The 14,192-nt window shown below is 66.7% G+C and carries 15 protein-coding genes; 10 read left to right on the top strand and 5 right to left on the bottom strand.

All coding sequences use genetic code 11. The features are described from left to right. The first annotated feature begins 209 nt into the window (after positions 1–209). Complete coding sequence (locus ABQZ09_RS11400; RefSeq protein ID WP_184390488.1) at positions 210–779, top strand: type 1 glutamine amidotransferase family protein; 570 nt, start codon at positions 210–212, stop codon at positions 777–779. Positions 780–1,195: 416 nt separating this feature from the next. On the opposite strand, the gene msrA is transcribed toward ABQZ09_RS11400, so the two are convergent. Then, complete coding sequence (msrA, locus tag ABQZ09_RS11395) at positions 1,196–1,846, bottom strand: peptide-methionine (S)-S-oxide reductase MsrA (RefSeq protein WP_184552728.1); 651 nt, start codon at positions 1,844–1,846, stop codon at positions 1,196–1,198. A gap of 96 nt (positions 1,847–1,942) precedes the next feature. Then, a complete protein-coding gene (locus tag ABQZ09_RS11390) occupies positions 1,943–2,458 on the bottom strand; it encodes an SgcJ/EcaC family oxidoreductase (protein WP_349776911.1) in 516 nt (171 codons plus the stop codon). 125 nt (positions 2,459–2,583) lie between these two features. On the opposite strand from ABQZ09_RS11390, the gene ABQZ09_RS11385 reads away from it, so the two are divergent. Genes ABQZ09_RS11385 through ABQZ09_RS11375 form a run of 3 tightly spaced genes read left to right on the top strand, consistent with a single transcriptional unit; the run spans position 2,584 to position 5,659 of the window. Beyond that, the gene (locus ABQZ09_RS11385; RefSeq protein WP_104580894.1) at positions 2,584–3,291 is read left to right on the top strand and encodes a helix-turn-helix transcriptional regulator; all 708 of its coding nucleotides are present in this window, start codon (positions 2,584–2,586) and stop codon (positions 3,289–3,291) included. Continuing rightward, positions 3,288–5,198 (top strand): hybrid sensor histidine kinase/response regulator, encoded by a 1,911-nt coding sequence (locus tag ABQZ09_RS11380; RefSeq protein WP_349776910.1) that lies wholly within the window; start codon positions 3,288–3,290, stop codon positions 5,196–5,198. Before ABQZ09_RS11385 ends, ABQZ09_RS11380 begins: the two co-directional genes overlap by 4 nt. Then, positions 5,195–5,659 (top strand): response regulator, encoded by a 465-nt coding sequence (locus tag ABQZ09_RS11375; RefSeq protein WP_039409985.1) that lies wholly within the window; start codon positions 5,195–5,197, stop codon positions 5,657–5,659. Before ABQZ09_RS11380 ends, ABQZ09_RS11375 begins: the two co-directional genes overlap by 4 nt. A gap of 97 nt (positions 5,660–5,756) precedes the next feature. Here ABQZ09_RS11375 and ABQZ09_RS11370 read toward each other — a convergent pair whose 3' ends face one another. Then, complete coding sequence (locus ABQZ09_RS11370; RefSeq protein WP_349776909.1) at positions 5,757–5,987, bottom strand: putative signal transducing protein; 231 nt, start codon at positions 5,985–5,987, stop codon at positions 5,757–5,759. 1 nt (position 5,988) lies between these two features. After that, positions 5,989–6,630 carry a glutathione S-transferase family protein gene (locus tag ABQZ09_RS11365; protein WP_349776908.1) on the bottom strand — a complete coding sequence of 214 codons (642 nt, stop codon included), beginning with the start codon at positions 6,628–6,630 and terminating at the stop codon, positions 5,989–5,991. A 426-nt stretch (positions 6,631–7,056) separates the two neighbouring features. Here ABQZ09_RS11365 and ABQZ09_RS11360 point away from each other — a divergent pair, with 426 nt between their 5' ends. The 6 genes from ABQZ09_RS11360 to rlmM all read left to right on the top strand — a co-directional run bounded on the left by ABQZ09_RS11360 (position 7,057) and on the right by rlmM (position 12,653). Further along, positions 7,057–8,796, top strand: a complete 1,740-nt coding sequence (locus ABQZ09_RS11360) for a glutamine--tRNA ligase/YqeY domain fusion protein (protein ID WP_166752400.1) — start codon at positions 7,057–7,059, stop codon at positions 8,794–8,796. Positions 8,797–8,996: 200 nt separating this feature from the next. Next, positions 8,997–9,926, top strand: coding sequence for a DMT family transporter (locus tag ABQZ09_RS11355; protein ID WP_349776907.1), 930 nt, complete (start codon positions 8,997–8,999; stop codon positions 9,924–9,926). Positions 9,927–10,030: 104 nt separating this feature from the next. Beyond that, positions 10,031–10,225 (top strand): hypothetical protein, encoded by a 195-nt coding sequence (locus ABQZ09_RS11350; RefSeq protein WP_349776939.1) that lies wholly within the window; start codon positions 10,031–10,033, stop codon positions 10,223–10,225. 266 nt (positions 10,226–10,491) lie between these two features. After that, positions 10,492–10,830, top strand: a complete 339-nt coding sequence (locus tag ABQZ09_RS11345) for a hypothetical protein (protein ID WP_349776906.1) — start codon at positions 10,492–10,494, stop codon at positions 10,828–10,830. Positions 10,831–11,027: 197 nt separating this feature from the next. Next, positions 11,028–11,588, top strand: a complete 561-nt coding sequence (locus ABQZ09_RS11340) for a nucleoside deaminase (RefSeq protein WP_039409968.1) — start codon at positions 11,028–11,030, stop codon at positions 11,586–11,588. A 21-nt stretch (positions 11,589–11,609) separates the two neighbouring features. After that, positions 11,610–12,653 (top strand): 23S rRNA (cytidine(2498)-2'-O)-methyltransferase RlmM, encoded by a 1,044-nt coding sequence (gene rlmM / locus ABQZ09_RS11335; protein WP_349776905.1) that lies wholly within the window; start codon positions 11,610–11,612, stop codon positions 12,651–12,653. A gap of 261 nt (positions 12,654–12,914) precedes the next feature. Here rlmM and ABQZ09_RS11330 read toward each other — a convergent pair whose 3' ends face one another. Then, the gene (locus tag ABQZ09_RS11330) at positions 12,915–14,024 is read right to left on the bottom strand and encodes a Gfo/Idh/MocA family protein (protein ID WP_039414734.1); all 1,110 of its coding nucleotides are present in this window, start codon (positions 14,022–14,024) and stop codon (positions 12,915–12,917) included. Between the last annotated feature and the right edge of the window lie 168 nt (positions 14,025–14,192).

The raw sequence follows: 14,192 nt of genomic DNA, 5'->3' as shown, positions 1-14,192 counted from the left end.
CGCGCCATTTGCGCAGGCCTCAAGCCCCGTATCGGCAGTGCCACGACAGCTGCGACCTTGCGCTCTTGGCCACTGCATACGCCCTGGCCCGGTGGGTAACGCGCCACATGATTGCCGAGCACGGCCCGCCACTGCTCTCCACACGCCGCTTACACCCGCCACGCGCGCACTGCCTAGAATCCGGATTCCCTCAACTGGCGTAACGGACAATGGCAAACATTGCAGTGGTGATGGTCGACGGCGTCGCCGATTGGGAAATCGGCGTGGTGCTACCGGCGGCACGCGAATGGTTCGGCGATCAGATCGCCATCGCCAGCATCGACGGGCAGCCGGTCCAGTCCATCGGTGGCCTGCGCATCACTCCGGAATTTGCGCTGTCCGATCTGGCGCCGCTTGAGGCCGATCTGTGGATTCTGCCCGGCAGCGAACGCTGGCAAGCCGGCGAGATTCCCGGCCTGAGCGGCCTGCTGGTCGAGCGCGTGCAGCAACAGCGCCCGGTCGCGGCCATCTGCGGCGCCACCATTGCCCTGGCCTATGCCGGCCTGCTCGATGAGCGCGCGCACACCAGCAACGCGCTGGCGTTCCTGCAGGAACACGTCGTGCCATATGCGGGCGCAGCGCACTACCGCCATGAAAAGGTCGTCAGCGCCGATGGGGTCATCACCGCACCGGGCACCAGCCCGGTGGGCTTCGCCCTGGCGTGCATGCGCTTGCTGCATCCGGAGCGCACCGACACGTTGGCGCAGTTGCGCGGCATGTTTGCCGGCGAATTCGTGTGATCCAGCGGATCCAGCCGCGCACAGCTGATGCCTGGCACCGACGCGCCATGCCGATGCACTGAACCCGGTCTGCGCACGGTTGGCTGTAGCGATGCACCAGCAGTGATTCGCCACCGCGTCGTTGCGGCGAGTGCATCCACTTTCTGCATTGCTCGCCGCAGCAACTCACCAACACTGATTGCGGCACAGCTTCGTCAGCCGATTCGCCGTTTACACACACGGCGCCATCGCCAAGCTGTCTGGCGAATACCCCCCAAAAAAAGATGGCCACGTCGTCTCCGACGTAGCCATTCAAGTTGCCTGGCATGCACTCCCATGCGCTGCCTGATCGTGATAACGCTGCCGGTCACTGTCGGCCATCGGCGCACTGCCACGATCACGTGGATGACAGCGCTTCAATCCGGCCCGCCTTTCCGTCAGGCATCCAGCCCGATCGGGCAGCTCACTCCCGTTCCGCCAAGCCCGCAATAGCCGTTGGGATGCTTGGCGAGATATTGCTGGTGATCGTCTTCGGCGTAATAGAACGTGGGCGCCGGGAAACGGATCTCCGTGGTGATCGCGCCATACCCGGCTGCAGTGAGTTGCTGCTGGTAGGCATCGCGGCTGGCCAGTGCCGCGTCGTATTGCTCCTGCGTCGTGCAGTAGATGGCCGAGCGGTATTGCGTACCGACATCGTTGCCTTGCTGCATGCCCTGGGTGGGGTCGTGGCTTTCCCAGAACGTGCGCAACAACTGGGTGAACGACACCGCCTGCGCGTCGTACACCACCAGCACCGCCTCGGTATGGCCGGTCTGCCCGGAGCACACTTCCGAGTAGGTTGCGTTCGGTGTCTCGCCCCCGGCGTAGCCCACCGCCGTGGTGTACACCCCGGGCACGTTCCAGAACTTGCGTTCCGCGCCCCAGAAGCAACCAAGCCCGAACTGCACCTGGGCCAGGCCGGTGAATTCACCGCGCAACGGATGACCGTTGATCAGGTGTGTGTTGTGCAGCGGTAGTGCCTGCTCGCGTCCGGGCAATGCCTCGCCCGGACGTGGCATGCGTTGTTTGAAGGCGCCGATTCCCAGCATGGTGCAACTCCGCGATCGTGAGGATTGCCTGCTGGATGGCGCCGGCCGCGGCAGCTTTCAAGCCTGCACGGCCGGCGTACGGTCGCCGGACGGCACTTACTTGGTCTTGGCAACCGCCGAACGCGTATCCACTTCCGGCATCGCCGAGCTGTGGTGGTTGATGATCAACCACTTGCCGTCGCGCTTTTCGTACACGAAGGTGTAGCGCGCCTGCACGTCGCTCTTCTGGCCGTCCTTGTCGGTCAGCGTGAAGGTGTAGACGCCGGCGTCCACGGCGCTGTCGTCATCGAGCACGCGCACGGTGCGGTAATTGACCACGCCCTTGGGCTTTTTGGCCAGGAACATCTCGAAGTACTTTTCGATCTGCTCGCGCGAGGCGCGCACTTCATTGGATACGGTCGGCAGCAACACGCCATCCGGTGCGTACAGATCGGCCACCTTGTCCGGGTTACCGGTTGCCAGTGCGGCGTTCCAGGTGTCGAACAGTGCAGCGACTTCGCGCTCTTCGCCGTCAGCCGGCAGCTTGGCCTTGTCGGTGTAGTGCATCACGCCGCCAGCCAGCGCCGGGGTGGCAGCCAGAGCCAGAACCATAGAGAACAGAGTGCGACGCATGGGAATCTCCATTGGGTTGTTGTGGGGTGCCCTGATCGGGCGAGCTCAGTATCGAAATCAAGCGGCCCCAACAATTCTGCCGACTGGCATATACTTAAATATGCTGATCGGCCTAGAGCGAATCCATGGAAACCCCTACCAGTGCTGGTGATTGGCGGCTTGCCTTGCGCCGCGAGGCCTCCGATGGCGCACGCTGGCAGGCGCTCTGGGAAGCAGCCGTGGCGCTGCGTCAGGCACACACCCCCGAGCAGGCCTGCGATGCCGTGCTGGGGCGCGTGTTGCTGTTGCTGGGCCTGGAGCACGGCGCGGTGCTGGCACAGCGCGGGCCGCGTACGCAGGTGCTCGCCAGCCGTGGGCAGGCCCTGCCGCCCGGGGCCAGTGCGGCCGGCGACAGCCACGACGCAGCCTGGCTGATGCCGCCGCGCCCGGCCGACATCCGCGAGGCCAGGGTGCCGATCCATGCGCTGGGCACTACCCATGGCATGGTCTGCGTGGCTTGGAACGACGGCCGCCCTGCCCCCGGCAACGATGACGTGCAGGCGTTACAGGCCTTCGCCTTGTTGCTGCCGGCGATGGTGGCCGAACCGGCCAAACCGGTTGCTACGCGGCGGCGCAAACCGCTGCAGGACGATCGCCTGAACGCGCTGAGCAAGCGCGAGAAACAGGTGCTGTCGTTGCTCCCGCGCGGACTCACCAACGCGAGCCTCGCAGCTGAACTGGGGATTTCTCCCGGCACGGTGAAAGTGCATGTGGAGCGAATCCTGCAGAAACTTGAGGTAAAAGATCGCACCCAGGCCGCGGTGTACGCGGTCCAAGCCGGACTCGCGCTATGAATGCATTGGCAGTGCGTTGGAACGATTGGCCGATCACCCGCAAGAGCCTGGCGGTCGTCACGTTGCCGTTGTTGCTGCTGGCCGTCGCATTGATGGCGATCTACAGCGTGGAGCGGCAGAACATCGCCGCCGAAAACGACGTGCGCCAGACGCTGGAGGTGCTGAGCGATCTGTATGAAGCGCATGCACTGCTAGCCGAAACTGCGGCCGGTGTGCGTGGCTACCGGCTGGTGCGGCGCGATGAATTCCTCACCCCGTACCGCGATGCCGAGCCGCGCCTGCAGCGGGTGGCCGAGCGTCTGTCGCAACGCATTACCGACCCGGGCCAGGCGCAGCGGTTTGCGCGCATCAAGCCACTTTTTGCCGAAAAAATGCAGGGTTGGCGCCGGCTGCTGGCGCCGGATCTGAGCCGCGAGGAAGAAATCCGCCAGCTCTGGGACGGCAAGTACAAGCTCGACATCCTGCGCGCGGAACTGCGCGAGCTGCGCAATTACGAAACCGCGCAATTGCAGGTGCGCACGGCCAAGGCGCAAGGGCTGCGCCAGCGCAATCTCATCATCACCCTGAGTGCAGCCATGCTCGGCGGCCTGGGCGCGGTGTTTGCCGTGGCCTGGTTTGCCTCGGCGCTGTCCGGGCGTCTGCGTACGCTGGCGGCAAATGCGGACCGCCTGGGCGAAGGCCTGCCGCTGGCACCGCAACCGCGTGCTGGCGACGAGCTGGGCCAGGTCGGTCAGCGTCTGGCGCAGGCCAGCGAACTGCTGGCCGCGCGCGCGGCCGAAGCGCAGCTGGCGCGGCGCGAAGCAGAAACCGCCAACCGCGCGAAGACCGAGTTCCTCTCGCGCAGCAGCCACGAACTGCGCACTCCGCTCAATGCCATCCTGGGCTATGCGCAAGTGCTGGAAATGGACCTGCCCGAGCCCGGCCACCGCCGCCACCTGCAACACATCCTGGGCGCCGGCCGGCACTTGCTAGGGCTGATCACCGAGCTGCTGGACATCGCGCGCATCGAGGCCGATCAGCTGGATCTGAGCCCGGAACCGATCTCGGTGCGCGCGGCCGTGCACGAGGCGCTGGGCCTGATCGCACCGGATGCGGACCGATACGGCATTGCCCTGCAACCGCCGGCCATCGAAGAGACGTGGACGGTGCGCGCCGACGCGCAGCGGCTGCGGCAGGTCCTGCTCAACCTGTTGTCCAATGCGGTGAAGTTCAATCGTCCCGGTGGCCAGGTGCAGGTGAGCGCACACGCCGGCGACAAGCAGGTGCGCATCACCGTGGCCGACCAGGGCGCGGGGCTGACCCCGGCGCAGATCGAGCGGCTGTTCACGCCGTTCGAGCGGCTGGGTGCCGAGCGTTCCGCCGTGGAAGGCACCGGCCTGGGGCTGGCGCTGAGCAAGCGCCTGATCGAGGCGATGGGTGGGCAGATCGGGGTGGACAGCAGTCGCGATGGCGCGCGCTTCTGGATCTCGCTGCCGCAGGGCGAGCCGCAACGCAGCGAGCCCGCGCGGACCCTGCTGCCGCCCAGCGCCACCGGCAGCGGCGTCTGCCGCCTGCTGAGCATCGAGGACAACCCTTCCAACCAGGCATTGATCCGCACGCTCACCGAGCGCCGCCCGCAATGGCAGCTGCTGGAAGCGGCCAGCCTGGCGCAGGCGCGCGAACTGCTGCTGCAGGGCGTGCCGGACCTGATCCTGCTGGACCTGCACCTGAGCGACGGCAACGGCGAAGAGTTGCTGCGCGAGTTGCAGGCGCAGCCGGCCACCGCGCAGGTGCCGGTGGTGGTGATCAGTGCCGATGCCACCACCGCCACGCTGGCGCGCGTCGGCAATCAGGGCGTGCGTGCGTATCTGACCAAGCCACTGGACGTGGCGGAATTCTTCACCGTGATCGACAGGTTGCTGGCATGACACGCGACGAAATTCTCGGCTCCCGCATCCTCATCGTCGACGACGAGCCGGCCAATGTGCGGCTGCTGGAAGACCTGCTGCAGCGCGAAGGCTTCCAGCAGGTCATCGCCACCACCGATCCGCTGCGGGTCATGGGCCTAGTCTCGGCATTTGCACCGGATCTGATCTTGCTGGACCTGAAGATGCCGGAGCTGGACGGCTACGCCCTGCTGGAACAGCTGGCCCGGCTGTCCGACCCGGCGCATTTCCTGCCGGTGATCGTGCTCACCGCCGATCCCAGCCGCAGCGCGCGCCACCGTGCATTGGGGCTGGGGGCAAAAGACTTTCTGACCAAGCCGCTGGACACCTTCGAAGTGGCGCTGCGGGTCTGGAACGTGGCTGAAACCACCGTGCTGTTCAAGCGGCTGCGTGCATTGGCCGCGCCGGAGGCTGCGCCGCCCGGGTGGCGCCAGCCGGGATGATGCCTGCACAGCGTAGGAGCGCACCCGGGCGCGACGGGGCGTTTATCGGCACGGCCCCGTCGCGCCCGGGTGCGCTCCTACGACAGGCGGCTGGCCGCTACAGCGCGCGGGTGACCTCGCCGCACAGGCCGATGTCTGCCAGCATCGCCTGCGCCTGGCTCAGGTGCAGGTCGGCCACGCAGACCTGCAGCACGCCGAAGGCCGGCAGTTCGCCGGCACCGCCCAATAGCGACTCGCCGAACACGAATGCGGTGATGCCGGCATCTTCCAGCGCGTGCTTGGCCAGATGCGCGTCGATGATGTGACTGGCGCGATACGCGATCTGCATGTCAGCCGCGCTCCAGGCGTTCGCGCTCGGCACCCTGCTTCCACTCGCGCAGCGCCGGCAGTGCATCCAGTGCAGCCAGGTAATCGCCGGCGGCTTCGAACAGCGGGACGCCATAGCTGGTAAAGCGCAACGCCACCGGCGCGTACATCGCATCGACGATGCCGAACTCGCCGCACAGGAACGGCCCGGCGTGGCCGTGCTCTGCGCGCAAACTGGCCCACAGCGCCTGGATACGGGTGATATCGCGCTCGACGGCGGCGTCCCACTGCGCGGGCGCGGGCGTGCGGGCCAGGTCCATCGGCAATTGGGTGCGCAGCGCGCCAAAGCCCGAGTGCATCTCCGCCGCGGCCGCGCGCGCCTGTGCACGCACGGCCAGCTCGGCAGGCCAGCCGCGTCCATCCAGCCAGCGCTCGTTGACGTACTCGCAGATCGCCAGCGAGTCCCATACATGCAGGGTGTCGTCCCACAGCACCGGCACCTGGCGCGTCGGCGAATACCCGGCGATGCGGGTCTGGAATTCCGGCGTATCGAGCGGCAGCGCGACTTCCTGGAACGGCACCTGGAAGTGCCGCAACAGCAGCCACGGCCGCAACGACCAGGAAGACAGGGTCTTGTCGCCGATCACCAGGCGGGGCAGTGACATGGGTGGGGCGCTCCAACGGGGTTGGCGCAGCGTACGCGTCGCGACCGATGCCCGCCAGCCGCGCCCGGCCGCACGTGGGGAACAACCGCCTTGCAGCGCGCAGCGACGGGGCGGCGCTTGGGCAGGGCCGGGGCGACCGGTGCCAGGCATTGCATGGCCGCAGCCACGCAATGCGGTTGCGGCGCACCGATGGCGGCAACCGCGCACTGGTCGCCGGGCACGCGGACCACGCGATGCGCCGGTGGGTTGCATGGTGCCAAACCGGGCCACGGCTACGCCAGGCATTGCCAGCACAGCCTGCAGCGGTGACGAACCGCCTGGTCGATACACCCGAACTGCCGGCCCGACGCGCCCCGCTGCCCCGCCGCCTACCCCTAACCGGTGCCACCGCCTAAACTTGCGGTTTACCTAATGCCGATGCCCCGCATGTCCGAGATTGCAGCCACCGACGCCACCGCCCCGGCGGAGAAGAAAGACTTCATCCGCCAGATCGTTCGCGAGGACCTGGCCAGCGGCAAGCACACGGTCATCCGCACCCGCTTCCCGCCCGAGCCCAACGGCTACCTGCACATCGGCCACGCCAAGGCGATCTGCCTGGACTTCGGCCTGGCGGCCGAGTTCGGCGGGCTGTGCAACCTGCGCCTGGACGACACCAACCCGGCCAAGGAAGACCCCGAGTTCGTGGTGGCCATCCAGGACGACGTGCGCTGGCTGGGCTACGAATGGGCACAGTTGCGCCACGCCTCGGACTACTTCGAGGTGTATTACCTGGCCGCACAGAAGCTGATCCGCGACGGCCACGCCTTCGTCTGCGACCTGTCGGCCGAGCAGGTGCGCGAGTACCGCGGCACGCTGACCGAACCCGGCCGCAATTCGCCGTTTCGCGAGCGCAGCGTCGAGGAAAACCTGGACCTGTTCGGCCGCATGCGCGCCGGCGAGTTTCCCGATGGTGCGCGCACGCTGCGCGCCAAGATCGACATGGCCAGCGGCAACATCAACCTGCGCGATCCGGCGCTCTACCGCATCAAGCATGTGGAGCACCAGAACACCGGCAACACCTGGCCGATCTACCCGATGTACGACTTCGCGCATTCGCTGGGCGATGCGGTGGAAGGCATCACCCACTCGCTGTGCACGCTGGAATTCGAAGACCACCGCCCGTTGTACGACTGGTGCGTGGACAAGGTGGACCTGGCCGGCCACCCGGAATTGCTGCAGCCGCTGCTGGAGAAAGGCCTGCCGCGCGAAGCCGGCAAACCGCGTCAGATCGAGTTTTCGCGCCTCAACATCAACTACACGGTGATGAGCAAGCGCAAGCTCACCGCGCTGGTGGAAGAACAGCTGGTGGACGGCTGGGACGACCCACGCATGTACACACTGCAGGGCTTGCGTCGTCGTGGCTATACACCGGCGGCGATGCGCCTGTTCGTCGATCGGGTGGGTATCAGCAAGCAGAACTCGCTGATCGATTTCTCGGTGCTGGAAGGCTGCCTGCGCGAGGATCTGGACGCGGCTGCGGCGCGCCGCATGGCGGTGATCGAACCGCTCAAGCTGGTGCTGACCAACCTGCCCGAAGGCCACACCGAGACGCTGCAGTTTTCCAATCACCCCAAGGACGAGAGCTTCGGCACGCGTGAAGTGCCGTTCGCCCGCGAGCTGTGGATCGAGCGCGAGGATTTTGCCGAGGTTCCGCCCAAGGGCTGGAAACGGCTGGTACCGGGCGGCGAGATCCGCCTGCGTGGCGCCGGCATTGCGCGCGTGGATGAGGTGATCAAGAACGCCGACGGCGACATCGTCGAGCTGCGCGGCTGGCTGGACCCGGAATCGCGCCCGGGCATGGAAGGTGCCAACCGCAAGGTCAAGGGCACCATCCATTGGGTCAGCGCCGTGCATGCGGTGGACGCGGAAATCCGCCTGTACGACCGTCTGTTCTCGGTGGAAAAGCCCGACGACGAATCCGAAGGCAAGACCTACCGCGACTATCTCAACCCCGAGTCCAAGCGCAGCGTGCGCGGGTATGTGGAACCGGCCGCCGCGCAGGCAACGCCGGAGCAGGCGTTCCAGTTCGAGCGCACAGGCTACTTCGTTGCCGATCGCCGTGACCATAGTGCAGCCACACCGGTGTTCAATCGCAGCGTGACCTTGCGCGATACCTGGGCCAAGTAACGGGTGTCCGCACCGGATCAAGGCGCCGGTGCGGCCTTTGCACTGCGAAACACGTGACTACCGATGCGAAGGACGGGCCGCAGGCACCACGCCTCCCGCTCAGGGCTGTCAAGACGCGTCGCGTTCTGAGCTGATGCACATGCGCAGGGAGCTGCGCCCGGCCGTGGCCTGCATGCTGCACGACTGACAGGAGCAACACGATGCGTGAGCGCTTGATGGTGGGGGTCGCCTGCGGCGTCGGCGCGGGCGCGCTGTGGGGGCTGGTGTTCCTGGCACCGCAGTTGTTGTCGGCGTTCACGCCCCTGCAACTGGCGGTGGCGCGCTACCTGTCGTACGGCGCGGTGGCGGCGGTGGTGCTGGCACCACGCGCGCGCCAGACCGCCGCCCGGCTGGGCCGCGCCGAGTGGTGGGCGCTGGTGCGCCTGAGCCTGATGGGGAATCTGGTCTATTACGTGCTGCTGGGCAGCGCGGTGCAATGGGCCGGCAGCGCCGCCACCGCGCTGATCATCGGCCTGTTGCCGGTGGTGGTGACCGTCATCGGCACGCGGGCGGCGGGCGCGGTGCAATTACGGCGGCTCGCTGCCCCGTGCGTGCTGTGCGTCATCGGCGTGACGCTGGTGGCCCTGGACACCGTGCAGGACGATTCGGGGCAGCAGGCGAGCGACCGTCTCACCCGTATTGCCGGCCTGTTGTGCGCCGTCGGTGCACTGGTCTCGTGGTCGGCCTATTCGATCGTCAATGCACGCTGGTTGCGGCGCCGCTCCGATCTGTCCGGCGGCGACTGGTCGCTGCTGACCGGCGTGGTCACCGGCGCACTGGCGGCGTTGCTGGCGCCGGCTGCGCTGATCGGCAGCGCGCCGCATGCGCCGATCGCCTGGGCCAGCTTCTGGGGCGTCTCGCTGTTGCTGGGCATCCTGGCCTCGGTGATCGGCAACGCCCTGTGGAACCGCGCCAGCCGCGTGCTGCCGTTGACGCTGGTCGGGCAGATGATCGTGTTCGAGACCATCTTTGCACTGCTGTACGGCTTTGCCTGGGAAATGCGTCTGCCCACGCCGCTGGAACTGGCAGCGATCGCGTGCCTGCTGGTCGGCGTGCTGTGGTGCGCAGCACTGCATTCGGAAGCGAATTGACGCCCAGCGCTGTCGAGGCGCTGCGCCTAGATTGCAGGCTGTGTCCACTGGAACGCGCCATGTGCCTGCCACGCCCCAGACCGCGGACGCTGTATGGCGCTGTGTTGTCGCTTTCCATCGGGCTGACGGCCTGTTCGCCGCCGCCGCACAACGCGCAAGCGGTGACGCCGGCCGAGGCATTGTGCCTGTTCGTTCCGCACCCGCCGGACGACGAACTGCCCAGCGATCGCCGCGACGAAAGCATGCAGCAACTGGCGCTGGCCAGCCGTTGCGGTTCTGCACTGACCCGAGGTCGCTGACCACGCGCTTGCAGTACAGCGAGCCGTGGATGGGACCCGTGGCCTTTGCATGACCGCGGCAGCCGGTGCCGCCGGTGCCCCGCCCACCGGCGACCCACCAGACGTGGCCCACCTCAGTGGTCACACTGCGCGCGGCAACGCCCATTGACGCCAGCGACATGCAGTCGCGAAACGCGCAGCGATCAACGCCTGGGACGCCTGGCCGCACCCCAGGGCGCGCCCAAGGCTTACCATGACCTCTCACCTGTCCTGATCGGAGCAACCGCATGTCCCGTGCCTTGTCCTGGTGTCTGAGCAGCCTGTTGCTGTTGGTAGTGTTCACGTTGATCGGTTGTGTCGCCGCACCGCCGACCGAGGCCGCCACGCCACCTGCGGCGACCGCCAAACCCGTCACCGTCATCACCACGTGCAAGGTCGATGCCGATTGCACGGTAAAGAACGTCGGCAACTGTTGCGGGGCGTTCCCGGCCTGCGTCAACGTCAATAGCGCCACCGACCCCGAGGGTGTGATGGCGCAATGCCAGTCCAGCGGCATGATGAGCGTGTGCGGTTTTCAGGACATCAGCGGCTGCCAATGCGTCTCCGGCCAGTGCGCCGCCAAGTAGGACCACGGCAGGGCCCCTGGGTGCAGTGAAGCGGCTGCCGCCGGTAGCGATCGCGTACGTTGGTTGCCGCCTGGTGTGCAGCAGTCCGTGGCCGGCAGTGACGGCATTCATCTCCGGCCACCTGCTGGTGTTGCGCGCTGCCCCCGGGCCGATACACTGCGCCGCCCCTTCCCCCCTCTCCTACCGGTCGTCACGTGATGCTCTACGCGCAAGTCCACCTCACATTGCCCGCCTGGATCCATGATTTCGTGGATGCCAGTCGCGCCTATCCCAGTGACGACGAGAAGGTGGCGCTGGCGATCGCGTTGTCGCGGATGAACGTCGAAGCACGCAGCGGCGGCCCCTTTGGCGCCGTGGTGTTCGGCCCGGACCATCACATCATTGCCGCAGCCGTGAATCGTGTGGTGCCGCAGACCACCTCGCTGGCGCACGCCGAAAACATGGCCTACATGCTGGCGCAGCAGCGCCTGCAGACCCCGCGCCTGAACGATGTGCTGTCGCCCATCACCCTGGCGACCTCCGCGCAACCGTGCTGCCAGTGCTACGGCGCCACGGTATGGGCGGGCATCGACCGGCTGCTGATCGGCGCCCGCGCCGAAGACGTGATGGCCCTGACCGAATTCGACGAAGGCCCGCTGCCCGCCGACTGGGTGGGCGAGCTCACCCGCCGCGGCATCGATGTGGTGCGCGACGTACAGCGCGAGCAGGCATGCGCGGTGCTGCGCAGTTACGGCGAGGGCGGCGGTGACCATTATTGACCTCTCCCTGCGAGCGCTGCGATGAGCGGGCTGCTGTGTTACTGCCGCCAGGGCTTCGAGCCGGAACTGGCCGCAGAACTGAGCGCGCGCGCCGCGTTCGTCGGCATCGCCGGCTATGCGCGCACGCAGCGCAACGATGGCTATGTGGTGTTCGTCTGCGATGAAGCCGCGCAACTGGCCGCCAGGTTGCAGTGGCGCGAGCTGATCTTCGCGCGGCAGAAGCTGGTCGTCATGGCCGAACTCAAGGGCATCGACCCGACCGATCGCATCACCCCGATCCTGGCCGCACTGCACGGGCAACCGCGCTTTGGCGATCTGTGGGTGGAGCATCCGGATTCGGATGCCGGCAAACCGCTGGCAGGCCTGGCGCGCAGCTTTGGCAATGCGTTACGCCCGGCCCTGCGCAAGGCCGGCCTCCTCACCGACAAGCCGCAGCCGCGCCTGCCACGGCTGCATGTGTGTTTCCTCGATGGCGACCACGCAGTGCTGGCGGTGGCCGATGCCGACGACAGCGCGCCCTGGCCCTTGGGCATTCCGCGGCTCAAATTGCTGCCCGACGCACCGTCGCGTTCGGCGCTCAAACTCGACGAAGCACTGCTCACCTTGCTGACGCCCGACGAGCGCGAACGCCTGGTCAAGCCCGGCATGCGCGCTGCCGATCTGGGCGCCGCGCCCGGCGGCTGGACCTGGGTGCTCACCCGCCAGCACCTGCATGTCACCAGCGTGGACAACGGCCCGCTGCGCGAGCACGTGCTGAACACCGGCCTGGTCGAGCACCTGCGCGCCGATGGCTTCCACTGGAAACCGGCACAGGCGCTGGACTGGATGGTCTGCGACATGGTCGAGCAACCGCGCCGCGTCGCCGAGCGCATGGCCACCTGGGTGCGCGAAGGCTGGTGTCGCCACACCCTGTTCAACCTCAAGCTGCCGATGAAAAAACGCTGGGACGAGACCCGCCTGTGCCTGGATCTATTCGAGCAGCAGGCCGAAAAGTCGCTGACCGTGCGGGCCAAGCAGCTGTATCACGATCGCGAAGAGATCACGGTGCTGGCGATGCGGGACTGAGGCTGGGAATCGGGAATCGGGAATCGTAAAAGCGCGGATTGGTGGCGTTGTTGCTGTGGGTGCGGGCGGGTATCGCGGGAGCTGGTGTGGTGATTCACCTGCGCCAGTCGCGCTGATGGCAGTCCGGTGTGATTGCTGGACAGCCGCTTTCGGTGCTGGACTGCATGTTCGTGGGGACTTCATCGTGGCAGGCTGGTGCGCGCCAGCCTGCTCGCCTGGCCCCGGCGGGTCAACTCCGTCGATTGACGGAGCTGGGCGCAATCAGAGCACGATGCGCTTGCTGCCCTCGCGGGCCGAGCGGTAGATCGCATCGACGATGCGGATATCGCGCAGGCCTTCTTCGCCGGGCGCGCGCAGCGGCGTGCCATTCATGATGGCCAATGCGTCTTCGTCCATCTGCAAGGCCTGCTGGTGCGGCACCTTGGCATCGAACACACGGCCATCGCTGGCCTTGCCGGTGACGCCTTGGTAGCTCTGGAACGGCGACAGTTCATACCAGCCGCGCTCGCAGTCGGCACGCAGCACATTCATGTTGGCACCGAAACTGGTCTTGCACGCCGCACGCACGGCATTGGGGAATTCCAGCGTGAAATCCATATGTTCGTCCACTTCATCGAACAGTTCGGGACGGTCGGTCCAGCGCTTGGCGGTGACTGCCAGCGGCTCGGCACCCACGGTGTAGCGTGCGGCATTGAGTGGATAGACGCCCATGTCGTACATCGCGCCGCCGCCGAATTCCGAGCGCAACCGCCATGGGCGATCGGCCTTGGTCGTATCGCGATACCCGTTGTAACCGGCCTCGGCACGCACGCGCTGCATGGCGCCGAACGGCTTCTCGCTGGCCATCGCAATCAGCCGCCGCGTGTTGGGCTCGTGCTGCATGCGGTAGCCGATCGTCAGCGCCACCTTGTTGCGCTTGCAGGCGGCAATCATCGCCTCGCATTCGCCGGCATGCATTGCCATCGGCTTTTCGCACCACACATGCTTGCCGGCTGCCGCTGCGCGCAAGGTCAGCGGCGCGTGCAGATGGGTCGGGGTGACGATGTACACCACGTCGATATCGTCGTTATCGGCAATCTTGTCGAAGTTCTCGTAGCTGTAGACATTGCGATCGGCGATGCCGTACTTGGATTGCCATTGCGGAATCTTCGACGGCGTGCCGGTGACGATGCCGGCCAGCTTGCAGTGCTTGGTCAAGGCCAGACCAGGCGCGAGTTGTTCGCTGGCATAACTGCCGAGACCGGCCAGGGCGACATTGAGCGGCTTTCCCGGTTTCTTTTTGGGCAGCGCCCAGGCCGGCGCGCCCAGCAGGATGCCGGCACTGCCGAAGGCGGCGAGCAAGCGGCGACGTGTCAAGGATTCCACGGACATGCAAACCTCCTTCAAGTGAGAATGGCGACCAGCACCGGCAAGCGACGTCAGGCAGGCAGCGGTGACACCGCGATGTCATGCGGCATGCACGGTACGTATGCACCACGCCATCGCCTGCCGGAGCAGAAGCTGCCGCCTGCACGTTGCACTGGTTCGGTACCGCCCGCG

It is taken from the genome of Xanthomonas sp. WHRI 6106 (genome assembly GCF_040202405.1).
Taxonomy (GTDB): domain Bacteria; phylum Pseudomonadota; class Gammaproteobacteria; order Xanthomonadales; family Xanthomonadaceae; genus Xanthomonas; species Xanthomonas cannabis.
Note: the sequence above shows the minus strand (reverse complement) of the source record. Positions and strands in the feature narration are given on the sequence as shown.